At 34.9% G+C, this 26,412-nt stretch carries 20 protein-coding genes; 7 read left to right on the top strand and 13 right to left on the bottom strand.

What is annotated here, in order from left to right; all coding sequences use genetic code 11:
- Positions 1-108: 108 nt before the first annotated feature.
- Together ACU8YW_RS04700 and ACU8YW_RS04695 are read right to left on the bottom strand one after the other, a co-directional pair.
- Positions 109-1,698: an N-acetylmuramoyl-L-alanine amidase gene (locus ACU8YW_RS04700; RefSeq protein ID WP_306007535.1), complete on the bottom strand. Its 1,590-nt coding sequence runs from the start codon at positions 1,696-1,698 to the stop codon at positions 109-111.
- 240 nt (positions 1,699-1,938) lie between these two features.
- Complete coding sequence (locus ACU8YW_RS04695; RefSeq protein WP_097892144.1) at positions 1,939-2,988, bottom strand: M42 family metallopeptidase; 1,050 nt, start codon at positions 2,986-2,988, stop codon at positions 1,939-1,941.
- Positions 2,989-3,114: 126 nt separating this feature from the next.
- On the opposite strand from ACU8YW_RS04695, the gene ACU8YW_RS04690 reads away from it, so the two are divergent.
- The gene (locus ACU8YW_RS04690; protein WP_087985735.1) at positions 3,115-3,294 is read left to right on the top strand and encodes a hypothetical protein; all 180 of its coding nucleotides are present in this window, start codon (positions 3,115-3,117) and stop codon (positions 3,292-3,294) included.
- 21 nt (positions 3,295-3,315) lie between these two features.
- On the opposite strand, the gene ACU8YW_RS04685 is transcribed toward ACU8YW_RS04690, so the two are convergent.
- The 3 genes from ACU8YW_RS04685 to ACU8YW_RS04675 all read right to left on the bottom strand — a co-directional run bounded on the left by ACU8YW_RS04685 (position 3,316) and on the right by ACU8YW_RS04675 (position 4,879).
- Entirely contained in the window at positions 3,316-3,642 is a 327-nt protein-coding gene (locus tag ACU8YW_RS04685; RefSeq protein ID WP_087985736.1) for a nucleoside triphosphate pyrophosphohydrolase, read from the bottom strand.
- A gap of 17 nt (positions 3,643-3,659) precedes the next feature.
- Positions 3,660-3,977, bottom strand: coding sequence for a YjcN family protein (locus ACU8YW_RS04680; RefSeq protein WP_087985737.1), 318 nt, complete (start codon positions 3,975-3,977; stop codon positions 3,660-3,662).
- Between the two features lie 113 nt (positions 3,978-4,090).
- Positions 4,091-4,879, bottom strand: a complete 789-nt coding sequence (locus ACU8YW_RS04675; RefSeq protein WP_098135144.1) for an enoyl-CoA hydratase — start codon at positions 4,877-4,879, stop codon at positions 4,091-4,093.
- 308 nt (positions 4,880-5,187) lie between these two features.
- Between ACU8YW_RS04675 and wpaA the strand changes: the two genes are divergently transcribed.
- Complete coding sequence (gene wpaA / locus ACU8YW_RS04670; protein ID WP_098135142.1) at positions 5,188-6,567, top strand: secondary cell wall assembly protein WpaA; 1,380 nt, start codon at positions 5,188-5,190, stop codon at positions 6,565-6,567.
- Positions 6,568-6,601: 34 nt separating this feature from the next.
- Here the strand turns inward: wpaA and ACU8YW_RS04665 are convergent, their stop codons facing one another.
- A complete protein-coding gene (locus tag ACU8YW_RS04665; protein WP_088062140.1) occupies positions 6,602-6,910 on the bottom strand; it encodes a putative quinol monooxygenase in 309 nt (102 codons plus the stop codon).
- Between the two features lie 239 nt (positions 6,911-7,149).
- On the opposite strand from ACU8YW_RS04665, the gene ACU8YW_RS04660 reads away from it, so the two are divergent.
- On the top strand, positions 7,150-8,565 hold the full coding sequence (locus tag ACU8YW_RS04660; protein ID WP_098135139.1) for an MBOAT family O-acyltransferase: 1,416 nt from the start codon (positions 7,150-7,152) through the stop codon (positions 8,563-8,565).
- Between the two features lie 24 nt (positions 8,566-8,589).
- A complete protein-coding gene (gene patB1 / locus ACU8YW_RS04655; protein ID WP_087985740.1) occupies positions 8,590-9,780 on the top strand; it encodes a secondary cell wall polysaccharide O-acetyltransferase PatB1 in 1,191 nt (396 codons plus the stop codon).
- A 95-nt stretch (positions 9,781-9,875) separates the two neighbouring features.
- Here the strand turns inward: patB1 and ACU8YW_RS04650 are convergent, their stop codons facing one another.
- From ACU8YW_RS04650 to ACU8YW_RS04635, 4 genes are all read right to left on the bottom strand, one after another.
- Positions 9,876-12,467, bottom strand: a complete 2,592-nt coding sequence (locus ACU8YW_RS04650) for an S-layer homology domain-containing protein (RefSeq protein WP_426933972.1) — start codon at positions 12,465-12,467, stop codon at positions 9,876-9,878.
- A 715-nt stretch (positions 12,468-13,182) separates the two neighbouring features.
- Complete coding sequence (locus tag ACU8YW_RS04645) at positions 13,183-15,648, bottom strand: S-layer homology domain-containing protein (protein ID WP_098082469.1); 2,466 nt, start codon at positions 15,646-15,648, stop codon at positions 13,183-13,185.
- Positions 15,649-16,332: 684 nt separating this feature from the next.
- The gene (gene csaB / locus ACU8YW_RS04640) at positions 16,333-17,430 is read right to left on the bottom strand and encodes a polysaccharide pyruvyl transferase CsaB (RefSeq protein ID WP_088062132.1); all 1,098 of its coding nucleotides are present in this window, start codon (positions 17,428-17,430) and stop codon (positions 16,333-16,335) included.
- 141 nt (positions 17,431-17,571) lie between these two features.
- The gene (locus tag ACU8YW_RS04635; RefSeq protein WP_087985744.1) at positions 17,572-19,092 is read right to left on the bottom strand and encodes a putative polysaccharide biosynthesis protein; all 1,521 of its coding nucleotides are present in this window, start codon (positions 19,090-19,092) and stop codon (positions 17,572-17,574) included.
- A 282-nt stretch (positions 19,093-19,374) separates the two neighbouring features.
- On the opposite strand from ACU8YW_RS04635, the gene secA2 reads away from it, so the two are divergent.
- Positions 19,375-21,741, top strand: coding sequence for an accessory Sec system translocase SecA2 (secA2, locus tag ACU8YW_RS04630; RefSeq protein ID WP_426933973.1), 2,367 nt, complete (start codon positions 19,375-19,377; stop codon positions 21,739-21,741).
- A 14-nt stretch (positions 21,742-21,755) separates the two neighbouring features.
- On the top strand, positions 21,756-22,637 hold the full coding sequence (locus ACU8YW_RS04625) for an accessory Sec system S-layer assembly protein (RefSeq protein ID WP_088062128.1): 882 nt from the start codon (positions 21,756-21,758) through the stop codon (positions 22,635-22,637).
- Between the two features lie 115 nt (positions 22,638-22,752).
- Here the strand turns inward: ACU8YW_RS04625 and ACU8YW_RS04620 are convergent, their stop codons facing one another.
- The gene (locus ACU8YW_RS04620) at positions 22,753-23,124 is read right to left on the bottom strand and encodes a hypothetical protein (RefSeq protein ID WP_087985747.1); all 372 of its coding nucleotides are present in this window, start codon (positions 23,122-23,124) and stop codon (positions 22,753-22,755) included.
- A 197-nt stretch (positions 23,125-23,321) separates the two neighbouring features.
- Positions 23,322-24,836 carry a SulP family inorganic anion transporter gene (locus ACU8YW_RS04615; RefSeq protein ID WP_142291682.1) on the bottom strand — a complete coding sequence of 505 codons (1,515 nt, stop codon included), beginning with the start codon at positions 24,834-24,836 and terminating at the stop codon, positions 23,322-23,324.
- A 152-nt stretch (positions 24,837-24,988) separates the two neighbouring features.
- Between ACU8YW_RS04615 and ACU8YW_RS04610 the strand changes: the two genes are divergently transcribed.
- Entirely contained in the window at positions 24,989-25,453 is a 465-nt protein-coding gene (locus ACU8YW_RS04610; protein ID WP_088057384.1) for a hypothetical protein, read from the top strand.
- Between the two features lie 90 nt (positions 25,454-25,543).
- Here ACU8YW_RS04610 and ACU8YW_RS04605 read toward each other — a convergent pair whose 3' ends face one another.
- On the bottom strand, positions 25,544-26,392 hold the full coding sequence (locus ACU8YW_RS04605; RefSeq protein ID WP_097892129.1) for a MerR family transcriptional regulator: 849 nt from the start codon (positions 26,390-26,392) through the stop codon (positions 25,544-25,546).
- Positions 26,393-26,412: the final 20 nt, after the last annotated feature.

Genomic DNA, 26,412 nt, shown 5'->3' with positions numbered 1-26,412 from the left:
TTATTCGAATACCTTTTTTACGTAAAATTAAATGATATCACATGCCGGAAATAAAGAGAAACGTTAATAAATAAAAGAGACTGCCTATTGGCAATCTCTTTTTATTTATTAACGGAAAGAAGATACTTTCTTACCCTTTGCTTCGTAATAATCTAAAATACCTTGATAAATCGCTTCTGCTGCAGCTTGTCTCTGTTTTGGTGTAGCGATTTTATCTGCATCACTTTTATTATCTACAAATGCTAATTCTGTTAATACAGCTGGCATTGTATTTTCTCTAATTACATATAGATCACCTTTTTTCACACCACGGTCTGTTGTTCCAAGTGCTACTACAAGACGGTCTTGAATTTTTTGTGCTAATAACTTACTGTCTTCTACATATGGATTCGTTGATCTTGTCGGTGCTGCTGCATAATAGAATGTTTCTGTACCGTGCCCTTTTTTATCATCCGTACCGTTACCATGAATACTTACAAAAATATCTCCATTATGTTCCTGTGCAAATTCTACACGTTTCTTTAATGAATCAGGACCACTTGTTCCTGGGCGTGTATTATCTGTACGAGTGAACATCACAGTAAATGGTGCTCTTTGCTCAAATATTTTCTGTAATCGTAATGATACATCTAATACAGTTTCACTTTCTTTCTCATAATAACCAGGATTACCTGAGTCAATTCCACCATGACCTGGATCAATAATAATCGCTTTACCTTCTAAGAAGTTCTCTTGTTTTACTGGGTTTAATTGATTTTTATCAACCCACTGGAATCCAGCGCCTACGCGAATACGAATCCAGCTGCCACTCTCCTCCATAATCGTTACTGTTTGTGCATTATATGTACCTAGCACTTGAGAACTATGTGAAGCTGTTTCATATGCAGTAAAGTCTTGGTTAATTGTTTCTGTTTTTTCTTGTAGAGGTGTCCACTTCTCACCTTTACTTGTTACAATTTTCAACCAGCCGTCTGCTCTTTGCTCTTTCACTTCAACCATTTGTGGCTTATGCTGAACGTCAGTAATACCAGATGATAATGATGGTTGATGATATGTAATAAAGTTTCTGTTCATATACATTCTTTTTGATGTATTTGTTTTATTTTTATCAGCCATCGCAATGAACTGAGCTGCTTCTGCACGAGTTACAGTTCCTTCAGGATTCCAGCCATTTCCCGTACCATTAGAAATCTCTAAGGCTACTAAAATATTAGCTTGTTTCTTACCCCAATGAGGTTCCAAATCTTTAAACTGTGTTGGAAGTTCTCCAATAATTTTCTTATCTAATGAGTACGCTTGTACTAACATAGATGCCATAGATGCACGGTTCATTTTATTGAATGGATTAAATTTACCAGTACCATCTCCATTAATTACACCTGCTTTTTCCACTGCAGCAATGTACGGTGCTGCCCAATGGCTCTGTGCGTCTTTAAAAGATGGTTTTGCTTTTGGATCAATCGGTAAACCAAGAACGACTGCTATGATTTTTGCAGCTGATCCTCTATCTACTGCTTCAGATGGAGAAAACGTTCCATCTGGCTTTCCATCAAGCGCTTTTTTTCCTACTAAATATTCAACTGATTCTTGCGCCCATGTAGGAACATCCGAAAACTTCTTTGCTGCTGCGAAACTACTTACTGGAGACGATAATAAACTTGCGGCTAAAATACCTGCCGCGACTGCACGATACTTCATAAAAAATAATACTCCTCTCGACAATCAATTTTTAATAACGCGTAATCTTAATATATAAATTTCAATAAATCCGAACAAAAAAAATTAATGCGCCTCTATCATTTTATAATACTCGAATTATGTAGTAAACCTACTTTCTTAATATTGTAAAATAAAATACAATTAATTTACTTTTTGTTAAATAAAGTCGATTTCCCTGCAAACAAAAAATAGGCTACTAGAGGTAGCCTATTTCTTTTCTTATTCTGCAATCATCTCTGATAATACATATGCATAAACAAGTGCTTCTGTATGAGCAATCGAACTTTCATGTGTACGCTCAAATGCATGAGAAGAATCAATACCCGCTCCAATTAATGCATGTTTCACATCAAATCCAGCGTGAATCGCAGCTGATGCATCCGATCCATAGTACGGATAAATATCTACTTTATATTCAATATGATTCTTTTTCGCAAGCTCTACTAAATGTTTACGCAGTGCATAATGATACGGACCACTAGAGTCTTTTGCACAAATAGATACAGTATACTCGTCAGATGCTTGTCCATCACCTAGCGCTCCCATATCAACTGCTAAATATTCAACCGTTTCTTCTGGAATGTTAGAGTTACCACCGTATCCAATCTCTTCATTATTAGAAATTAAGAAATGAGTTGTATATGGTAATGTTATGTTTTCATCTTGTAATCTCTTAATTAATTTTAATAGAATCGCAACACTTACTTTGTCATCTAAATGACGTGATTTTATGTATCCACTTTCTGTAATTTGAACGCGCGGGTCAAATGAAACGAAGTCTCCTACTTCAATTCCTAATTCGCGTACTTCATCAGCTGAAAATACACGCTCATCAATACGAACTTCAATATTTTTCTCATCGCGTTTCGCTTCACCTGCATCTTTATATACATGCACAGATGTTTGATGCATTAAAATCGTTCCTGTATACGTCTTACCGCTTGATGTTTCAATTTCGCAATATTCTCCTTCTACAGAGTTCCAGCGAAATCCGCCAATCATAGAAAGACTCAGACGACCGTCAGGCTTAATTTCTTTCACCATCGCACCTAACGTATCAACGTGTGCCGTTAATAAACGGTGCTGTGCATCATTTTTCCCTTTTACCGTTAAAATGAGAGCGCCTTTATTGTTACGCTTCGTTTCTACATTCCACTCACTTACATAGTTTTCAATAAAACGAATGATTTTCTCTGTATTTCCAGATGGACTTGGAATAGAGACAAGCTCCTTAATAAGTTCCATCGTTTCTTTCGTATGATGTGCCATTGTCGTTCCCTCCTCATTTTCTCTATTATTTAGTATACCGAATTTACTATAAATCCTCTACTCATATAGCTTAATTTTCTAAATTGCGGTAAAATTCTTTTTAGTATACAAAAGGAGTTATAAAATATGAATATATCAAAAAAATATATACACATTGCACTCATTTGGTTTTTAGCATCATTATTTTGTTTACAAGTTTCTTATGCAGTTCACACTACTACTTCTATTACAATTGGCTGGGTATTAACAGTTATCTTCTTCATTATTAGTTTAATTGCAACAAAAAAGCATAGCGTTACTCACTAACGCTATGCTTTCCCTACGAAACTATTCTTCTGAAACATCCAACAAATAAATGCCTCTTTCAAATCCACCGCGCTCTATTTCTTTTTTCTTACGAAGACGTTCTACATCTTCAATTGTTGCACCTTCTGCACGCGCTAATGAAATGATCACTTCCAGTGCATCCGCAAGAGAATCTAGCGCATGTTCACGCTCTTTCATAGAAGCAAATTCACGAATTTCTTCCGTTCCAATTTTCGCTAAAGCTTGTATGTATGCTTGTCCTGTTAATTTTTGTGCTGTATATGTTTTTCCAGACCTTAAAATCTTCTCTGGAACACGATCTCTTACTAACTTGTTATATGCTGACATCATTCATCCTCCTATGTTTAATAACATCCGAGCTCTGCTTTATAGAAAAACCATTTTTTCTTCACGCACGCACTAAGCATATCAATTCCTGATCCATGTGCCCTTACGTGAGGAAAGAAATAGTGCTCTGATTCTTCTTCCTTACCATATAGAGTTTGGTACTCAGCTGGAATTGCTTCTTTTTTCACATCTTTTTCTTTCGTCACTTCGCCAGAAAACGCAACGCTTGGATGTCCTTCAAAAAACAACGCAGTTCGCACAGCCATAGATGGTGTACTATGCAAAGTATAATATGCTATTACAATCATGCCGATAACACCAATAATTTTCTTCATATATTACTCCTAAAAAAAAAGTGCTAACACAATTATACTAAAATGTGTTAGCACTTTCTCCCCTTTACCTTAAATTAACCGGCAGTAAAACTACTATTAATTCAAATTTCACTTTATTCCCCTTTAAATGCAGGCAAACGTTTTTCTAAAAATGCAGCAATGCCTTCTTTATGATCCGCTGTTTGTCTCATCGCATATTGGCCGCGCTTTTCAAGTTGCAATGTTTGTTCTAAATTGGAGCGATTTACTTCACATAAAATTTGCTTCGTTTGAATCATCGCTTTGATCGGCTTTTGTGACCATTCACTAATTTTTTGCTTCACAGCCGTTTGGAAATCCTCACTGATTACTTCATCAATTAAACCGATATTAAGCGCTTCTGTTGCTGATAATTTCTTTCCTTCCCAAATAATTTGCTTCGTCATATTTTCACCGACACGCTTTTGAAGGAAGAAATGGCCGCCACCATCTGGAATTAAAGCGATTCCAATAAAGTTCATCGCAATAATGGATGATATATCTGCCATCACATAGTCAGCTGTTAACGCAATACTTAACCCAAGACCAGCAGTTGGTCCATGAATCGCACTAATAACAAGCTTCGGCATCGTATATAAAGTCACAACAACTTCAGAAATGGTATTCATAATGCCATCAAACTTGCTTTCATCATTACTTGAAAGCATCGATTTAATATCTCCACCCGCAGAAAAACCACGACCACTTCCGCATAACACAACAATGTGTGCAGAACTCTCCGCTACTTCTTTCAATTTTTGTAATAACTCTTTTAATGTTGGCTCATCTAATGCATTTAACACCTCTGGGCGATTGACCATAACCGTTGCAACGTGCCCTTCATATTTCACAACGACAGATTCTGTTTTACTTGTTACTTCCATTATATATACCCCTCTTTTCTACATAAAGATTATACTTATATAATTATAGAAAGGTGGTGAAAAACCCTTCTTTTTTCTCAATTTTCTGTCTAATAATCTCGTAATTTGTATATGACCTTGTATAAAACATACAATTCCGTTGAAAAATATAGAAATTAAAGTCGGTTTATCACCTCTCTTCATCTATTTACCATTACAATGAAATGGTGTATTCTTAAGTCTGATATAAAAATTAAATATAGAAATTCATTCTCCTTCCTATTTATATAGAGGTTCTGAAATAAAGGAATGAAGAAATGGAGGAACATATGGTTACTAAGTTCAAACAGACGGATAACTACTTCCCGCATTTCCTACTGCTATTCATTGTGTTTCAACCAATTTTAGATTTGTTAACGTCTTTTTCAATCTATGTATTACACATGAGCGCAACAGTCGGAATCGTAGTCCGTTTCGCCTTTATGCTTCTTGCATTAGGTTATCTACTTCTTCATCATAAACAACAAGGCGCGAAAAAGTATATTCTTTATTTATGTCTATTTGGCATTGTACTCGCAATTGGCCTTGTGAATAATTTAATGGTCAAATCTCCAGTTTCATTTGGAGAAGAAGTGAAATTTATTTTGAAAAGTGTATATCCAATAGTACTACTGTTTGGATATATTATCGCACTAAAAGAATTAAAAAATAACGACTACGCGTTTCATAAAATCATTACGTATTTCTTATATGCAACGTTAATTTTAAGTATTTCAATCATCGCGGCTATGGCAACTGGTACAGATTTCCCAAGCTATCCGAACTCAAAGATCGGTTCAAGAGGATGGTTCTTTGCTGGAAATGATTTAAGTTCCATTTTTGCAATTATGTTCCCAATCGTTGTCTTATACTCAGTTCATAAAACAACTTCTTTCTCAAAAGCGTATTACTGGATTCCAACTGTAGTTGCAATGTATGCAAGCATTATGATTGGAACGAAAGTAGGCTATGGTGCCATCGTTATTACACTTGGTATCGCCCTTTTCTTCTTATTCATTGAATATATAATACATCGTAAAAAAGAAGGAAAAGGATTCACATATCTTGTAAATACAGTTGTTGCTGCTGTCGTATTAGGAGGGTTACTCGTACTTACACCGCAAACTCCTATCGCAAAAAACATGACCATCCATTTACAAATATATGAATACAAAAAATCAGTACAAGAAGAAAAAGACCGAAAAGAAGGAAAAGTAGTTACAGAAGAAGAACATGAGCAAGGCGAACTAACAGACTCTGAAATGAAAAGTTTAATTTACAGTGATCGCGACAAGTTTTTAAAAGTATATAAACAATACTATAAAGAAGCACCACTATCTCAAAAACTATTTGGAATGGGGTACGCTGGTAACTATACAACGAAAATGAAGTTAGTCGAAATGGATTTCCACGACCTATTCTTCGCATTCGGAATTGTTGGCTTCCTTATGTACTTACTGCCACTTCTTTATTTCGGTATAAAAATATTCATTCGCATCATCACAAACTTCAAGAAACTATTTAGCGTAAAACATATGCTACTAGCTAGCACACTCGTCTTATCGCTCGGTATTGGCTTTATGTCTGGACACGTATTAACAGCACCAGCCGTTAGCATTTTCTTTGTTGTGATACTCGCTTACTTAATTGTTGATTTAGAAATAGAATAGAAAGAAGCAGCATCCATCTGGATGCTGCTTCTTTCTATTCCAAGCCTTTACCGCCTCTAGCATTCAAAGTGCTAATTCTTTCTGCTCCAGTAATCATTGGTTTTGCTCGCTTTATTAAATTTTGTGTAGACTCTAACGTTAAAGATGCTTTATGTGCTTCTTCATTACTCCATACTTCAAAAACATATACAGCATTTGGCTCGTCATCAGAAGTACTTACAATATATACCTCACAACTATGAAGTACGTTCATCGATTCCGCAGCCTCTAGCAAAATATTCGTTAATTCTTCCCGATTACGTTCTTCCACAATAAACTTACCATACAATCCGAATTTACTCATTCTTCTCCCCCTAATTATGCCACTTCTCTTATCTCAAAATTAATAATTTCCATAAAAAAACACTTAATGGCACACCTTTCTTATGTATGAAATGAGAAACTACTTATATAGAATAATTATTTTAATCAAATTATTAACATGATAAAATATTAAAGGCACTATTATATAAAAGAATATATAATAGATATGTCGGTTTTTTTTTGCACGAAATGTATTTCGAAAAAAGTGAGGAGAGTCCTTTGGTATTTAGTAGTTCGATTTTCTTATTTATCTTTTTACCTCTCGTATTATTTCTCTATTTTATAGTGCGTGCCGAGCTACGTAATTTCGTATTACTTGCATTTAGTTTAATTTTCTATGCATGGGGCGAACCGCGTTTCGTTCTTTTAATGCTCTTTTCCATCGTATTAAACTACTGCTTTGGCCTACTTGTGCATCATTATGATAAACGAAAAAATATGAAAGTCACATTTTTAGTTATGGCTGTGGTCGGAAATATTTTATTACTTTCTTATTTTAAATATATTTCATTTTTCACAGACATTTTAAACAAATCATTGCATTTATCTATTCATGTGGAACCTATTCCACTACCAATCGGAATTTCATTTTATACATTCCAAGCGATGTCCTATGTCATCGATATATACCGTAAAGATGGGGATGTTCAAAAAAATCCACTTAATTTAGCGCTATATATATCTATTTTCCCTCAGCTTATTGCCGGACCAATTGTTCGTTACAATATCGTCGCTGAGCAAATTAAAACGCGCATCCATTCTTTTGAACGATTCACAGAAGGTATTCAAATTTTCGTTCTCGGACTAGCAAAAAAAATATTAATCGCCAACCAAGTAGGATTTGTCGCCGATAAAATATTTGCCTTACCACCATCTGAAATAAGTGTTGGAACGGCATGGATTGGTATTATCGCCTACACTCTCCAAATTTATTTCGATTTCTCAGGGTACTCTGATATGGCAATCGGAATTGGAAAAATGTTCGGATTTGATTTCCCGAAAAACTTCAACTACCCGTACATCTCTAAATCTATTTCAGAGTTTTGGAGAAGATGGCATATTACACTTGGTTCTTGGTTCCGCGATTACATATATATCCCGCTCGGCGGAAACCGTGTTTCAAAACTAGCGAATTATCGTAACCTCTTCATCGTATGGGGATTAACTGGTTTATGGCACGGGGCGAGCTGGACATTTATCGCCTGGGGCTTATATTATGGCTTTATTATTTCAATTGAAAAAGCTGGATTCGAAAAAATATTAAACAAACTATGGAAACCGCTGCAACATGCATACGTATTACTAATCGTTATGATCGGTTGGGTCTTCTTCCGAGCTGACAACTTCGCTTACTCGTTCCAATATTTAAAAGCGATGTTCGGCATAGGAGGACAATCTTTCATCGATGACAATACAATGTTATACGTACATGAATACATTATCGTATTTCTCATTGCCTTTATCGCAGCGACTCCAATTTTAAAACGAATGAAAAACATACTAGAACTTGCGCCAAAAACGTATATGTTCACGACGCAATTTGTACGTCCTATATTATTACTAACATTATTTATGATTTCGGTTATGTACTTGATTAACTCAACATATAATCCATTTATTTATTTCAGGTTTTAACTGATGTAGGAAGGAAAAGTTATTATGAAAAAATTGGGGAACCTCATCCTGTTTATCGGTTTTCTCACCATTATCTTTTCATTTGGCATATTATCGTTACTCAAAACAGACCGAGACATTTCACCAGTTGAAAATCGGCCGCTCGCTCAAAAACCAGCACTTACGAAAGAAGCTCTCCTAACTGGTAGCTTCTTTAAAGATTTTGAAACATACACAAATGATCAATTAATCGGACGAGATGAGCTTATTAAAAACTATACGATTGCCCAAATTAATATGGGCAAGTCTCTCATTAACGACATTATTTTAACTGATGATAAATGGCTCCTAAAAAACCCGGCGTGGACGACAAAATATAACGAAATTGACCAATCCATGCCTGCTATAAACGACTTATCTCAGTTTTTAAAAGAACAAAACGTCGAGTTTTACTTTGCTTTACCACCGTCAAAAACGAATGCATTATCATTTAAATTACCTTCTCATATTCACACTTATGCACAGGACAATTTAAATTACTTTCTAACAAAACTTCCAGCTGACGTAAAGCCAATAAAACTTATGGAACACTATAAACAGAACTATACGAACGAAGAAATACAGGACATGTATTTCAAAACAGATCATCATTGGAATATGGACGGTGCCTTCTTAGGCTACCAATATATAATGAACACAATCGGGCAACAGTCTTCTATATATAAAGGAAAAGAAATAAAAAAAGAAGACTACACTCGTACATGTGCGCAAAATAAACATTTAGTCGGAAGCTTCAACAACCAACTATACCAACTCATCGATGCAACTGGGGAAAAATTGTGCTACTACACACCGAAAGGCGGTTTCAACTTCACAAGCGTTACCGCAAAAGATGTGAAAGGTACTGTTCATCAAAACTTAGATGACATATACGGCGTAGAAAAACAAAAAGATACAACATCATACGCAGGATATTACACGGACGACTATCCAGAAATCGTCACCGAAAATAACAATGCACCAAATGAAGTACGCGCCTTAGTCCTAAAAGACTCATTCGCAAACGCAATCGTGCCACACTTAGCACAAAGCTTCAAACACACATCTATCCTCGACCTGCGTCACTATCACGAAAAAGATGTATATCAATACATTAAAGACAACAATATTAACATGGTATTGTTCGTGTATAGTGATTCGAATTTGAGTGGGGATATGTTTAAGTTTAAGAAATAGAAAGAAGGCTCTTGTAAATGTACAAGAGCCTTCTTTCTATTAAAAAATCAGTGGGGATGAATCCCCACTGATTTTTCACTTCATCTATAATTGAATTATAGATTTGGGTTGTTAAGAACGTTAACGTGTACAGCTTGGGAACCGATTTCGCTTGTAATAACATTTTTATCTGTTAATACTTTGAATACTAATGTACCTTTGTCAGTGTACTTAGTAGTTAAAGTATCGTAAAGGTCTGCCTTGAAGTTTGGAAGTGTAGAATCACTTGTTTGAGATACTGTTACATCTCCAAGTTTTACATCGCCAGCGTTAAATACAGCATCGCCGTTTCTATCTAAGTAAAGTTTACCTTGCTCGTCACCAGATTTTACAACACGTACTTTATGTTGTGTTTCTTTCGTTAAGTTAATACCTTTTACGATATCATCAAGGTTACTCTTCTCAAGCTCTAATACAGTACCGATGTTGATTTTCTTCTCAACGAAGTTTTCTGTTTGAACTGGTTTGAAGTTTACAGATTTAATAGCGATTGTTTCTTGAACGATTTCAACTGTCGCTTTACCAGCAGTTGCACCATTTTTCGTTAAGTGGATATCAACTTTACCTGGTGCTTTACCTGTTACAACAACTTTATTTCCAACAATTTTAGCATCAGCTATATCTTTGTTTTTAGACTCAACTACATAACCCTCTAAGTTTTCAGGATCAGAGTATACGCGATCTGAAGTGTACTTAGATAATTGATACTCAACTTTGTTAGAAACATTTAGGTCAAGTTTCGTATCAGGTGATTGGCCGTATTGACCTACTTTAGATACAAGTTCAAAGTTTTTAAATGCAACGTTACCTTCTGTTACATTCACATATAATGAACCTAAAGTAGCTCCATTAGCATTTTGGAAGTGAACTGTACCTTCGCCTACTTCGTTACCTGTAACCGATACAGTTTTTGTACCGATTGAGCCAGCATCCGTTGTTACTACATCTAATCCACCTTCTGCAACTACACCTGTTTTTGGAAGAACTTCTTTAATTGCAGCTGAGTTAGCACCAAATGGATCACCATATTGGTCAGTTGTTACGAATGTAACAGGTAATGTTTTATTTTGAACAACTTGTAATTTGTCTGGGTTAGCTTTTACTGATACTAATTTACGAGAATCAGTCGTTACTTTAAATTTAACATCTTTCGTTACGTCACCTACTTTAATAGTAAGTGTAGCTTCACCAGCAGCCTCAGCAGTAATATAGTTGTTTACTACAGAGATAATACCGTGGTTTGAAGATTTGATGCTAATTGACCCTGGATCAACTACTTTATCTTCTCCAGCAATTGTAGCAACTAATTTACTAAGAGATGCTTTTTCACCAACAACTAAAGTTTGGCTATTTAAAGCAAAGTCTTTACCAGCAAGCTTGCTGCCATAGTTTACAGCACCATCATTATCAGCATCTACCGCAAATACAACATTTTTAATTGCAGAAGCTGGTGTATCAAGGTTTTTCACTGTAATAATACCAGTGTTAGAAACTGTTAAACCACCGCGTTTTGTAACTTGTACTTCTACTTTGTAGTCACCTTGCTTAATGCCAACAGCTAGTTTACCTGTAGTAGAAGTAGCTTCTCCACCTTCAAAGATGTTTGCTGATGTACCATCTAAGTTATTTGCTACAAATTTGACGTCATGATCTGCTAAGTTTAAGTACTCAACATCAGCGTTACCTTTTTCATCGTTTAATTTGAAAGCAACTGTTTGACCAGCACGATCATCGTCAAATGTAAGTTTTTCTACTGCTAATTTTTTCACTTCGTATACGAATTTCGTTACGAATGATTGATTTTTCACTTTTACAGTAAGATTTTTATTTGGAGCTACTTTACCACCAAGTGTTACAACTGCAGAAGTACCGTCAGCACTTGCTTCAATCGCAACAACTTTGTCTCCATCAAGAGTTACATCTTCAGCAGCAAGCTTATCTAAACCAGTACCTGTTAATGTTAATTTCGTTGGTTCAGAAATTTTCACATCAGTTACATATGCTTGTGCATTATCTTTTTTGCCATATTTTTTATCTGCTACTGCGATAAATTTAGCTGCTTCTGCACGAGATACAGATTTATTTGGCTCCCATTTATTTCCGCCTGTTCCTTCAGAAAGTCCAAGATTGATTAGGATGTTTGCTTTTTCTTCACCCCAATGATCTAATAAATCTTCAAATTTTGTAACTAACTCGCCGTTAACTTTATCTTTTAAGTTATAAGCACCTACTATCATAGAAGCGAAAGAAGCACGGTCAATCTTTTTATCTGGAGAGAAGTTTTCTTTACCATCACCTCTAACAACACCCGCTTTTTCAACAGCTGCAATGTATTTAGAAGCCCAATGATTTTTAGCATCTTTGAAAGATGGTTGTGCACCCTCTTCAACTTTTAAACCTAAAGTAATTGCCATAATTTTCGCAGCAGAAGCACGATCAATTTCTTCAGCTGGAGCGTATGTACCATCTGGCTTACCTTCGATTGCACCTTTATCTACTAAGTAATTGATAGAATCTAATCCCCAATGACCAGCTGGAACGTCTGGGAATGATTTTCCTGCTGCTGCTACTGGAGATACAACACCTGCTACCATTGCTGCTGTCATTGTACCTGCGATTACTTTTTTGTAAGAGTTAGTCTTTGCCATTTTATAAATTTCCTCCTTCAGGAATATGCTACTAGTTTCATATCATATTAAATTTGAAAACTAGCTAGTTAGAAAAACCATAAAACAATAAAAGCACAAACAAAAATACTATAATGAAAAGTAGTTCATATAATAAAATGATACAAACCGTTAAATGTAAATATAAGGTTTAAATACCATTTTTTGAAACAAGTTCATCATACTATACAAAACTATTCGTTATCAAGAACTTTCTCAAAAGAAGATTCGACACATTCTGATAATTCAGTCTTTTCATTGTATTATTAGTATATTAATAATACTCAAATATAGAAATGAACAAACTGTTTTCCTATAAACCACTCTCACTGCGCTTCGTATATTTTTCATATCGAATACACAATTGGAATTATAGCACATATTTCCACTTCATCACTTAAATGTTTTTTACAATAAATACAATTTTCAGACTGCATTCGACTAAAATTATTGAATTTCGACATTTTATTCTTCTTTTCGAATGTTTTTTTAACAAAAAAAGGTGTGAATTTACAAATAATTTACATATTAATGAGATATTCTTCTATTTTTGAAAACGCTTTCGATTTATTTCTCAATAAAACGAACTACTAATTTGCAAAATATAATCTATTTTTTAGAGATCGTTTTATATAGAAATTAACCATAAAAAAAGAGCCCACATATTGTGGACTCTTTTCATTGAAATAAATTTCAATTAGCGAGTTGCTGTTACTGATTTGAAAGCAGCAAGTGCATTTCCTGCTTTGTCAGTAGTCTTAAACTCATATTTAGCATTATTTTCTAGTTCTTTAGCTTTTACTGTAACTGTACCAGTTGCTAAGTTAACATCTGTTGGAGCTGTTACTTTAAGAACTACGTCTTTAGAAGCTTCAGCTGTTACATCAGCTTTTGTCGTAGTTAATACTACACCGTTTAGGTCAATTACAAAGTCATTTGCATCAACGTTTACAGCTTCAGAGAATGTTAAAGTGATTTCTTTAGCATCAACTTTTGTAATTTTAGCTGATTTGAATTCAGGAGCTTTTGTATCTACAACATTTACTAATAAGTTTGTTGTACCCATTTTTACTCCATCTTTGTTTGCAACGTTAGCTACTGTGAATTTCACTGTTTCTGATTTTTCGAAAGTAAATGTTTCTGGTAATTCAATTGTTACTGATTTTCCATCAGCATTAACAACGATTAAAGTACCTTCTGGTAATTTAGCACCAGCTAAAGTGTAGTTGTTTGCATTAGAAGCTGAATCAGTGCCTTGGCCACCTTTTACTTCTTTATCAAATGTTACTGTAAACTTAGTTTTGCTATCTGCAACACGCTCAACTTTAGTTGCTTTTGGTGCTACTTCATCTTTTTTACCTTCTTCTTTTTTCTCTACAACTTTTACTTCTTTAGTAAATGCTGCAGATTCATTACCAGCTGTATCTTTTACAAATCCTTTTGTAGCAGCAACTTTATAGTTACCCTTTTCTGGGAATGTTAAAGTGATAGCTTTTTTATTATCCTCAACTGGAGCAACAGCTACTTCTTTAGTTACATCTTTACTTGTATCTAAGTTAATTACACGAAGTTTTCCTTCTTGCGCAGTTACATCTTTATCGAAAGTAAGTGTTGCTGCTTTATTTTCATTAGCTTCAACTTTTACGAAGTTAGGAGCTACAACATCTTTTGTAATTTTTACTTCTTTAGTTACTTTAGTACCTACATTGTTAGCTGCATCTTTGTAGCCAACAAATTCAACTGTAATGTTTGCAGCTGTTTCTTTCTCTGTAAGAGCTCCTGGTACTGTAACAATTGCTTTTGTAGTATCTTGATCAAGAGCGATTGTAGTACCTTCTACTACTTTATTACCTTTTTTAACTACTACTTTACCTTCTGCAGAAAGTTCTTCTGAGAATGTAACTTCTAATGTAGCTACGCCTTCAGCAAGTTCTTTCACTTTAACTTCTTTAACTTCTGGAGCTGTAACATCTTTTTCTACTTTATAAGTAGCTTTACCTTCGTACATTTCCATTGTGTTACCAACTAAATCTTTAGCACCAGTTACGATTACGTTAAATGCTTCACCGTTTTTAACTACAGATGCAACATCAGCTTTTGTTAATGTAACTGTATTGTCTACAGGAGAAGCTGTGAATTTCGTACCGTTAATAACAACAGTTACTTCATCTGCACTTAACTTTTCACTGAATACTACTTTAACATTTCCGTCTGGAGTAGATACTGTAGATACAGTTGGAGCTACTTCATCGTTAAAGAAAATTACTTCTAATGCTTTTGGAATGTCTTTTCCATCTACAGATTTAACATCTTTAACATGTGCAACATAAGCTTGTTTATTTACAAGTGCATTTTTTAGTGTAATAGTTGCTGATTTTTTATCTTTGCTTAACTCAACTTTTTCAATATCAAGTTCTTTTGAACCTTCTACAACTGCAAAGTTTGCAGCAGTTACATCTTTAACTTCAGTACCGAATTTAACTTCGATCTCTTTAGCGTTGATTGCTTTAATAGACTCAACTTTAGCTTCTGCTTTTTGTCCGAACTGCATGTCAGTCTTAGCAATGAATTTAGCAGCTTCTGCACGAGTTACAGATTTATCTGGCTCCCAACCATTACCAGTACCATTAGTGATACCTAAAGCAACTAAAATGTTAGCAGCTTTTTTACCCCAGTGCTTTTCTAAATCAGAGAATTTAGTTTCTAATTCTCCGCTTACTTTGCTGTCTAATTTGTATGCTTTTACGATCATTGTTGCCATAGAAGCACGATTAATTTGGTTGTTTGGATTAAACTTACCAGTTTCATCCCCTTGAATCACACCAGCTTTTTCAACAGCTGCGATATATTTAGCAGCCCATGAATCTTGAGCATCTTTGAAAGATGGTTTTGCACCCTCTTTAACTTCTAAACCTAATGTAATTGCCATAATTTTCGCAGCAGAAGCACGGTCAATTGCTTCAGTTGGAGCGAATGTTCCGTCTGGCTTACCTTCGATTGCTTTTTTTGCTACTAAATAATCAATGTACTCTGCACTCCAAGAACCAGGTTGAACGTCTGGGAATGATTTTCCTGCTGCTGCTACTGGAGAAACAACACCTGCTACCATTGCTGCTGTCATTGTACCAGCGATTACTTTTTTGTAAGAGTTAGTCTTTGCCATTTTATATATTTCCCCCTTAGGAATGTAATACTAGTTCCATAAGTTTTTAAATAGATATTCTATTTATTTTTGAAACTAGTAGATATAAATGTGGTTAACGTATTCTTTGTACAGAATAATAGAATATCCTGTATTACGGAATCGTAAAGAAATCATACACCCTTTTCATCCAATTTAAAATCTCAAATTCGACAAAAAAGTGAATTTTCGAAATTCTGAACGATCATTTTTTCGACTTTTATTTTAAAACATCCAGATTATAAAATCAGAATATTTTAAATGAACGGAAAAACGCGTCAGAATTACATTTTCAACCATCTTCTTATAACCATTTACAACTATAACAGAAAAACGTTTCCAATTTCAATATTTAACTATGAAGATATTACGACATTAATCGCCAGCTTATTTTTATATACTTCGACATTTTTATTACATTCTCATTCTTTAAAATTAACAAACCTATTTTCTTATAATTTACCAAATAAAACGCATAATCCTAACATTCTCTATATAAGAATGTTAGGATTATCAAACATACATCTTATCTCTCAAACTTCTTTTTTATGAGCATACATTTAAAAGTATTTATACAATTCGACATTTTTCTACAAATATTTATTTTCTTTCGACATTTTATATTTTTCAACTAATAAAAAAAGAGGATGTCCTCTTAAATTAAGATTACATTCCCCTTTTTTCGAACTCTTTTGAATTCAAGTCACTTATGATGTAGCGAGACGCTGTTGAAATTTGTTCTCTCAATTCTTCTACTCTTTGTTCCAATGTTTCTTGTACATATTCTTTTTGTTCCAGTTGTTTCGTTGCCACGTTATACAAAGTTTCAGCCGTCCAGTCACCATCTACGTTTCCGATAATCGGCTGATTTACTTGTTGTAAAAATGAATCGATCTTTGGATCATATGAAATACCGACCATAGGAATATTAGCAACCGCTGATAATATAAGCGCATGAAGTCTCATACCTATTAGAAGCGAACATTCCGACAAAATTGAAATTTTCTCATGAATATCCAGCTTATACGGAAGCATATGAGCTTCTTCTCCCATTAAGTTAATAATATCGCGTGATGCATTTTGATCAAATGGTCCGTGCATTGGTACGAATAAAATATGGTATCCTTCACGCTTAAATTTTTTCAGCGTATCTGCTAGCTTCTTCATATAATCTTCTTTCGCGTCCCAATACCTCACACTAACTGCAATTACTTTCCCTTGAATCGAATGTTTTTGCAGCCAATCCGACTTCATTCCTTCTGGTTGACATGCCAATACTGGATCTGGAACTAGTTCGATCTCTTTCTTAATACCCATTTCTTTTAAATACAAAAATGAATCTTCATCACGAACTGATATATATGCCGCTTTTGATACTTGCCATTTCACTAATAAACGATTTTGTCTTTTCGTAATTGGACCAATTCCTTGCGCGTAAATATAATACGGCTTCTTCAAAAAACGAGCAATCCGCATAATACCTGTATAGTACAAAATGCTTTTAATACTCGTTTTATCTTGAAGGAGACTTCCCCCTCCGCTAATTAAACCGTTACTTCTCTTTATTTCCTTATAAATTGCTCTTATATCCCAGCGATTTACTGCCTCTACACCGTACATTTTTCTTGTATAGTCGGGGTCATTCGAAAGTACAACAAGCTCAAGAGTAGGATTCTCTTCATGTAGCGCTTTAATAATTGATTGCAAAATTGCTTCGTCCCCAACATTATAAAAACCATAATATCCTGATAAAACTAACCGCACTCTTAATCTCCTCCAACATTTCGCAATCAACTTTTTGTCATTCAACAAATTGCTATCAACTCTTTAATAAGAAAAGTTGGATAACTTCAAATTGATTTCTTTCACAAACATATACATAGCCATACTCATTTATAGACAAATTTACTTACTTAAAAATGGAATTTGCTTTTTGGATATCCAGTTCAACTTTAATGCGCATATGCCATATATGAACAAGGCCACACAAAATGCTAAACCACTATACATCATTGCAATAAATCTAGAATCTACCACATTTATTACAGTAGATGTGAAATATAATCCTATACCTACTATACTAGATACTCCGATTACAGCAAAAAATCTCCCCATGCGAATTGAATAAGCCAATTCTTTTCGAATGTATATATAATTTACGATACAAATTATGATATATATGATCAGTGTACTATAAGCCGCACCAGTTATGCCAAATTGACTTACGAGTACTATATTTAATATGACTTTTACAAAACTCGCTCCAACAACTATCCACGCCGCTTGCTTAGAACGGTTAATTCCTTGCAAAATCCCTATTGATAATACCATAAGTGATGTGAAATACGAACTACCAATTAAAATAGCTAACATGCCGCTCCCTTTAGCATCTGTAAACAACCCAACATTTAACGGGACTGTAAGTGCCATGAGCCAGATTGTTATCGGCGTTGTTAAAACATGAGCAAGCTCATTTGTTCGTTCAATTGTGTGTTTTGCTAACGCTATATCTTTCTTTGTTAATGCAGCAGTTAACAACGGGATTAACGGAAATACCATCGCGCTTGCAAACACGACAATTAATTGTGTAAACGCAAAGCCACGACTATATATACCAAATTGTTCTTGAATCGTTGTAGTGGATTCATGCAACATATGTGGAATCGTTACAGAATCAACTAAATTTAACAACGGCATCGATAATGCTCCAATCGCAATTGGAATCGAAACCTGAAGTATCTTTTTTGCATTTTCTTTAAAGTCTTGCAGTGAATATGTATTACTTTTATAACGATATATACTTTTTACATACTTCAATCTCAAATAGATAAGTGACGTAATTACCCCAAGGCAAGAACCAATCATTGCGCCGCCTGTTACAACATCACTATCTTTATTCCAAGATACGAATAAGAATGCAATTGCTAACATAAAGAAAACACGAATGAACTGCTCAATCACTTGTGACACCCCGGTAGGAATCATATCTCCAAAACCTTGGAAATACCCTCGATATACCGCCATATATGGTGCGATTAATAAAGCAAACGAAGTGACAATTAATGGGAGTCTCGTATCTTGTCCACCAAGCATATTTGCAAACATACTTGATCCAATCATAATAACCGAAAATCCAAGCACCCCAAATATTACTCCAATAATAGATGCTGACGTAAATAGTTTGGCAATCCCGCCCTGGTCATTCTTCTCATGAAGTTCAGCGATTAACTGTGATATAGCTAGCGGTACTCCCGCTACTGATAAAGTTAAAGCTATCATATATACAGGAAAAACAAGGCGGAAAATCCCAAGCACTTCATCTCCTGCTATATTTTGTAATGGGATTTGAAAAAAACTTCCCAACACTTTCGATAGAAACGTTGTAATCGTTAAAATCGCAGCGCCTTTCACAAACTTATTATTCATCTTCTAGCTCTTTTCTTTCAATATATAATTTAAATACTTATTACATCATAAAACGAGATAGCTATATTCTTCTCTTTTTTGAAAATTTTCACTTTATCTCATTTAGCTATCATACCAAATTTCTTATACATTGAATACTCTCTTTCTTTATGCCCTTCAAATATAGCATGTGCAATAACACCTTATTTATATCCAGTTTTTTCTTCAATTTACTACTTCTACTTATTCCAGATAAACATGTGCTATAATGTAGCTATTGTCAGTAAGAGGAGTGTTTACAACATGCTGAATTCGGTAAAAAAGCTGTTAGGAGATTCTCAAAAGAGAAAACTAAAAAAATATGAACAACTTGTTCAAGACATTAATAATCTAGAAGCAAAACTATCTGATTTATCTGATGAAGAATTACGTCATAATACTATTATATTTAAAAACATGCTACATGATGGAAAAACAGTGGATGATATAAAAGTAGAGGCGTTCGCTGTTGTACGTGAAGCAGCAAAGCGTGTACTTGGATTACGACACTACGATGTGCAGTTAATTGGTGGCCTTGTACTATTAGAAGGTAATATTGCAGAGATGCCAACTGGCGAAGGAAAAACATTAGTTTCTTCTCTTCCAACATACGTACGTGCTCTTGAAGGAAAAGGCGTTCACGTTATTACTGTAAATGACTATTTAGCAAAACGAGATAAAGAATTAATTGGCCAAGTTCATGAATTTCTAGGTTTAACGGTTGGATTGAATATTCCTCAAATCGATCCTACCGAAAAGAAACTTGCTTACGAAGCTGATATTACATATGGTATTGGAACAGAATTTGGCTTTGACTATCTACGTGATAATATGGCCTCTTCAAAAAATGAACAGGTACAACGTCCCTATCATTTTGCTATTATCGATGAGATTGATAGCGTTTTAATTGATGAAGCGAAGACGCCTCTTATTATCGCGGGTAAGAAATCAAGCAGCACTGATTTACACTATTTATGTGCAAAAGTTATTAAATCATTCCAGGATACTCTTCATTACACGTACGATGCAGAATCGAAATCTGCTAGTTTTACAGAAGACGGTATTACAAAAATAGAAGATTTATTTGATATCGATAACCTATATGATTTAGAACATCAAACTTTATATCATTATATGATCCAAGCATTACGAGCTCATGTCGCTTTCCAATGTGATGTTGACTATATTGTACATGATGAAAAAATTCTACTTGTAGATATTTTCACGGGCCGCGTTATGGATGGTCGCTCTTTAAGTGACGGTTTACACCAAGCTCTTGAAGCAAAAGAAGGTTTAGAAATCACTGAAGAAAACCAAACGCAAGCATCCATTACAATTCAAAACTTCTTCCGTATGTATCCAGCATTATCTGGTATGACAGGTACAGCAAAAACGGAAGAAAAAGAATTTAACCGTGTATATAACATGGAAGTTATGCCAATTCCGACAAACCGTCCTATCATTCGTGAAGACAAAAATGACGTCGTGTACGTAACAGCCGATGCTAAATATAAAGCTGTACGTGAAGATGTTCTAAAGCACAATAAACAAGGACGCCCGATTTTAATTGGGACAATGTCTATTTTACAATCTGAAACCGTTGCGCGTTACTTAGATGAAGTGCATATTACATATCAATTATTGAATGCGAAAAGCGCAGAACAAGAGGCCGATTTAATTGCAACAGCTGGACAAAAAGGACAAGTTACAATTGCGACGAATATGGCCGGACGAGGTACTGATATTATACTAGGTGAGGGTGTTCACGAACTTGGTGGATTACATGTAATCGGGACAGAACGCCATGAATCAAGACGCGTTGACAATCAGTTAAAAGGTCGTGCTGGTCGTCAAGGAGATCCAGGTAGTTCTCAGTTCTTCCTTTCTTTAGAAGATGAAATGTTAAAACGTTTCGCACATGAAGAAATGGAGAAATTAAATAAATCACTGAAGTCAGATGAAACAGGACTTATTCTAACTTCTAAAGTTCATGACTTCGTGAACCGTACACAATTAATTTGTGAAGGTAGCCATTTCTCAATGCGTGATTACAATTTAAAGTTAGATGATGTAATAAATGACCAACGTAACGTTATTTATAAATTACGTAATAACTTGTTACAAGAAGATATAAATATGATTGAAATTATTATTCCAATGATTGATCATGCTGTAGAAGCCATTTCTAAGCAATATCTTTTGGAAGGTATGCTTCCAGAAGAATGGGATTTCGCTAGTTTAACAGCAAATATAAATGAAATTTTACCAGTAGAAAACATGCCATCACTATCAGCGAATAATGTACATTCACCGGAAGATTTACAATCCGTTTTGAAAGAAACATTATCTCTTTATAAAGAGCGCGTAAATGAGCTAAATAGCCATACTGATTTACAGCAGTCGCTACGATATGTTTCCCTTCATTTCCTAGATCAGAACTGGGTAAATCACTTAGATGCAATGACTCACTTAAAAGAAGGCATCGGGCTAAGACAATATCAACAAGAAGACCCTACTCGTCTTTATCAAAAAGAAGGCTTAGATATCTTTTTATACACATATGGTAATTTCGAAAAAGAAATGTGCCGCTATGTTGCAAGACATTTAGGTGTTCCTGAAAACGTACAATAACGAGGTGAAAGATTATGTTATCATTCCTAAAAAGAGCTAAGAAAAGCGGAAAAGATACGACTGTCTCTAGTAATCAATTATTCGGACAAGAAGAAACAAATACTGAAAATAAAACAGTAAAACCAACGCTTTACTTCCACCCTAGCTGGGGTGCAGTAGCACAAGAACAAAAATACATTTATCAATTTTTACATAAAGAACTAACACGTTTACAAGAATATCAAATTTCTTTATCTGGAATTGAGATTGAAAAACGTGATAATGGTTATGACGTAGCTGTATTTATTCGTAGCACTGTTCCGAAACCAATTTCTTTCGAAGAGGTTACATTAATCCTTCTAAATAAAGAGAAGAAACTATGTGCCCGCAAAACATTTAACCTTTCTGCATTAGGAGATATTCCTGCAAATGTAAATATGCCATTCATCTTTACATTTGAGCAAGAAACAATTACAGGTGCCGAATTATCGCAAACAGATTGGGAATTAGCGTTTGAACTTGAAAGTAAGCATGTATTAGATTTAGACCCATCTTGGGAAGCTCAGTTACCTGAAGCAAGCAAAGAAGCTTTACGTAATTTCGTAGACAATTTAACACCTCCAAATGATGGTGAAATTAACTTCCTAGGTCTGCAAGCTGCAAGAAAAGAAAACGGTGATTTACATACAACGCTTCTTATTCGTAACGGTTGCAAAGACGACATTCAACTAGAGCAACTTCCTCTTCACATTGAAGATGCAGCAGGTGCAGTTGTTGTTAAAGGTGCTTTCACATTACCGAACCTTGAAATTAAAACGAACACTACAAAACCGTGGTCATTTGTCTTCCCTGCTTCATCTATATTAAAAGAAGATATGGATCTATCTTCTTGGAAAGCATTTGTACCACAAGACTAATAATAAAGAGAGGCTGCTTCCAAAGCTACCTCTCTTCTTCTTTTTCGTACAAAAAAGCCTGTTCAAAAAGATGGTCATCACACCTCCTTGGACAAGCTTATTCTTTATGTAAAATTTACTTCGTTACTAATAAACGTTCAATATGATATTCAGCTTCTAATTTGCACATTTCATCTGCATGGTTCACTTTATTTCTCTTTAATTGCTCCACTTGCTCTTCGGTCGGTTTTTCATTAATAAACTCGTTAATTTTTTCATTCACTTTCATCGCTAATGCTTGATGGAAATCTGGATGTCCTTTCAACTCTTCGTCTACTTTATTAATCCAAGTTGATTTTGTGTATAAATACTGTTTCCACTGTTCAACAAATTGCTGCATATCAAATTTTTCTTCATGCCATTCAATTTCTTTCATATACTTCTCAAAAGAAACAACAATTGATCGCGTAATCCCGATCTTCACTCCATGTGGTAACTGTTTGTACATCAAATATTCCCTCCAGCTTACAGCTCTTCCTTCTGAATATAAAGGAATCTCAAAATTCATATACCTTCTTATAATAGCACATACCTAATCTAGAATGTTACTATACTGCTAAGATTAATAAATGTCAATAACATAAAAACATCACGATATAAAGATATTGAACACAATAAAAAACACCCTCATACGAGGGCATTTCCTTACATAGCACCAGCTTCTACAAACTGTAATTTATCTTTCTGCTCATTACTCGCCAGCGTTACTAACGTTTTTTCAATATGAGTAGGCACTTGTTCTAGCGTCACACTCACTCCTGACTTATCCGACTGCTCAATGAAATTAAATAACGCCATTGCGCCTGATACATCCATATAGCGCACATCTTTCATACGTAAAACAACCGGAGACTTTACGTCTTGTAAAGCATAAAAAATACGATCCACTGTTAAAAATGAAAGTGGGCCTTTAATTTTATATGTCGCGTCTTTTTCTTTTACAATAGAAGCTTTACGTTCTTTACATTTCACCATGTATATAATGAACGAAAGAATAATACCGAACGCAACAGCAATCATTAAATCGAACTTCACTGTGACAATCATCGTTACGAGCATAACAATGACATCACCTTTTGGTGCTACATGCATTTTCTTCATGCTTTCCCAATCAAACATTCCAATACCAGTTATAATTAAAATACCTGATAATACAGCAAGCGGAATGTATTGTACGACCGATCCAAGTCCCATAATGAAAATAAATAATATAACACTATGCATACTTGCTGAAAGCGCCGTTTTACCACCGCTTCTTATATTAACGATAGACCGTACAGTCGCCCCTGCCCCTGCTAATCCGCCAAACAACCCGCTCATCATATTACCGATACCTTGTCCGACCAGTTCTTTATTACTTTTATGACGTGTACCTGTCACATTATCCATTACGACCGATGTTAGCAACGAGTCAATCGATCCTAATAAAGCAATACTAAGCGCTGGTAAAATAAGTTCTGCAATCCCTGTTCCATTTAAAGATGGAATATGAAGCGTCGGCATCGCTTCTGGAATCGTCCCAATTTTTTCAATCACCTTATTTAATGACAAGTTTCCGATAATCGGTAACTTCACTGTAAGCCCTTCTAACGCAGAAGAAAATAAAGGAAGCAAAGCAGTTACACCGACTAATGCAACTAAACTAGACGGAATAGCCTTAATCCATTTTCCAGAAACAATCATTACAATAATCGTTAATACTACGAGTAGAAAACTATTTTGCACATGCTTTATTTCACCTAAAATAATAATTAATGCGATTCCGTTCATAAATCCTGAAACGACAGGATACGGAATGTATCGAACGTAAGATCCAAGCTTACATACACCGAATAAAATTTGAAACAGTCCCGCCATCATAAAGGCTATAAAACTCGCCTCTAATCCGTGCGTCGCAATAACTCCTGTTGCAATAACCGTAATCGGTCCAGTTGGCCCCGTTACCTGCCCAGGTGTACCACCAAATAACGCCGCAAATAAACCTGCAAAAATCGCACCATACAATCCGACTAGTGCTCCCTCAGATGTTCCCGTTGCAGCAATACCAAATGCAATGGCAAGTGGCAACGCAACAATCGCAACAGTAAAACCTGCTAAACATTCCTTTGCTATTTTTTGAAACATATAAATAACCACCTTCACATTAAGTCCACGTTCCATTGTACACCTAAAAGAATACATTCGTTAGTCCACTTTTTACAGTATCGTGACGTAAACGCATTCAATTGTAAGCTCACGCCGCATCTTTGGAAACCATTGTAACTGTGCTATAATAGATAAATTAAATCTTTTATTATATATTTGGAGGCACTATGCTAACTTTTGAAGAAAAATTATCGATTATTGAATCTTTCCCTGAATTAGAAAGAAAGAACGTATCATTAAAACGCGTGAACTTTCACTTTGAAGAAAGTCGTTTAGATAAAAAGAACGTTGTATATCATTTACATCCAAACGGAAACGGCTTTGTATATGCAAATGGTATTAAAGGTTATAAAACGGATGATAAAGGTATGATTAACATCCGCGAATTTTCAGCAGATGAATTACGCTCAGTAATTGAGCAATCAATTGAACTATTATCTCAAGAAGAAATCGTAGTTCCTGCAGAACCTGCGAAAGAAGAAGAATGGCATAACGAAGACGGCCATATCCTTACTCTTATCTCAGAGGATGATATGTGGAACGTGTACGCTGGTGTAAACTTAGACGGTACATTCAACTCTTATCCAGAAGCTGCGGAATACCTTGATGAAGAAGGATTTTCACGTAAGTAATACGATTTAAGGAGGCCGTCCCATTTTTTAGGGATGGTCTCTCTTATTAAGTAAGTAGGCTTTTTGGATCGTCCCCCTAAATTTATAGCATCAAAACTTCTTATTCTCACTATCCCCTATCAAAATTTGAATTTGACAACTATACGTCTCCGCATTAAAAATATCACTAACTAACTCCACTTCAATAAAACTCTCTACTTCTATACTATTTTCTTTCATATATTTAATCATAGTATTTCTACGTTCCTCTTCATTCTCTTTACTATACGCTAACGTTATATATTTCCCGCCCGGTAATACTTTTATATTTTGCATCTCTTCCATATGTACATCATCTCGTACTTTATTAAAAACATACTTCGGTTCTACATCCCAATCTTCATTTACGTTGTAGAGAATCCCCATCTCCATTTCCATTTTCTCTTCATAATCTTGCACGATTTTCTCTAAATCGGAATAATACAGCAACTCCTGTAAACTCCCTACTTCTTTACAAGGCGCAACAACGACATAACGTTGTTCAAAAAATTCAATAGAGATTTCATCATTCTTTAATATTTCCTGTGAACTCACTACTTTCGCATGTAAGTCATCAATCGTTTCCATTACCTCTTTCATTTTCTTTATATGCTCTTCTGCTTCTTCTCTCTTCAATTGTAAAAATCGTAGCAATTTATCCGTATTACATTCCTTAAAAATCTCTTGCAGCTCTACTATGCTCGTATTCAACTCTCGACAGCTTTTTATAATATCAATGTGAATAAATTGATCTATAGAATAATATCTATACCCCGTTGATTCATCAACATGTTTTGGAATAAGAATCCCCATCTTATGATAGTATCTTAGCGCTTTTATCGTAATATCCTTTATTTTTGCAACTTCTCCAATAGAAAACATTTTTTTCATTTGCATCTCTTCCCTTGTATTTTTTCGCATACAACCATTGACTCTCCCCT

This window comes from Bacillus pretiosus, assembly GCF_052947655.1.
This window is presented reverse-complemented; position numbering and strand designations above follow the sequence as displayed.

What these genes read in the sequence shown, in the direction of transcription:
- ACU8YW_RS04700 (WP_306007535.1), bottom strand. Translation starts at nt 1,698, where the DNA reads ATGAAGTATCGTGCAGTCGCGGCAGGTATTTTAGCCGCAAGTTTATTA.
- ACU8YW_RS04695 (WP_097892144.1), bottom strand. Translation starts at nt 2,988, where the DNA reads ATGGCACATCATACGAAAGAAACGATGGAACTTATTAAGGAGCTTGTC.
- ACU8YW_RS04690 (WP_087985735.1), top strand. Translation starts at nt 3,115, where the DNA reads ATGAATATATCAAAAAAATATATACACATTGCACTCATTTGGTTTTTA.
- ACU8YW_RS04685 (WP_087985736.1), bottom strand. Translation starts at nt 3,642, where the DNA reads ATGTCAGCATATAACAAGTTAGTAAGAGATCGTGTTCCAGAGAAGATT.
- ACU8YW_RS04680 (WP_087985737.1), bottom strand. Translation starts at nt 3,977, where the DNA reads ATGAAGAAAATTATTGGTGTTATCGGCATGATTGTAATAGCATATTAT.
- ACU8YW_RS04675 (WP_098135144.1), bottom strand. Translation starts at nt 4,879, where the DNA reads ATGGAAGTAACAAGTAAAACAGAATCTGTCGTTGTGAAATATGAAGGG.
- wpaA (WP_098135142.1), top strand. Translation starts at nt 5,188, where the DNA reads ATGGTTACTAAGTTCAAACAGACGGATAACTACTTCCCGCATTTCCTA.
- ACU8YW_RS04665 (WP_088062140.1), bottom strand. Translation starts at nt 6,910, where the DNA reads ATGAGTAAATTCGGATTGTATGGTAAGTTTATTGTGGAAGAACGTAAT.
- patB1 (WP_087985740.1), top strand. Translation starts at nt 8,590, where the DNA reads ATGAAAAAATTGGGGAACCTCATCCTGTTTATCGGTTTTCTCACCATT.
- ACU8YW_RS04650 (WP_426933972.1), bottom strand. Translation starts at nt 12,467, where the DNA reads ATGGCAAAGACTAACTCTTACAAAAAAGTAATCGCAGGTACAATGACA.
- ACU8YW_RS04645 (WP_098082469.1), bottom strand. Translation starts at nt 15,648, where the DNA reads ATGGCAAAGACTAACTCTTACAAAAAAGTAATCGCTGGTACAATGACA.
- ACU8YW_RS04635 (WP_087985744.1), bottom strand. Translation starts at nt 19,092, where the DNA reads ATGAATAATAAGTTTGTGAAAGGCGCTGCGATTTTAACGATTACAACG.
- secA2 (WP_426933973.1), top strand. Translation starts at nt 19,375, where the DNA reads ATGCTGAATTCGGTAAAAAAGCTGTTAGGAGATTCTCAAAAGAGAAAA.
- ACU8YW_RS04625 (WP_088062128.1), top strand. Translation starts at nt 21,756, where the DNA reads ATGTTATCATTCCTAAAAAGAGCTAAGAAAAGCGGAAAAGATACGACT.
- ACU8YW_RS04620 (WP_087985747.1), bottom strand. Translation starts at nt 23,124, where the DNA reads ATGTACAAACAGTTACCACATGGAGTGAAGATCGGGATTACGCGATCA.
- ACU8YW_RS04615 (WP_142291682.1), bottom strand. Translation starts at nt 24,836, where the DNA reads ATGGAACGTGGACTTAATGTGAAGGTGGTTATTTATATGTTTCAAAAA.
- ACU8YW_RS04610 (WP_088057384.1), top strand. Translation starts at nt 24,989, where the DNA reads ATGCTAACTTTTGAAGAAAAATTATCGATTATTGAATCTTTCCCTGAA.
- ACU8YW_RS04605 (WP_097892129.1), bottom strand. Translation starts at nt 26,392, where the DNA reads ATGCGAAAAAATACAAGGGAAGAGATGCAAATGAAAAAAATGTTTTCT.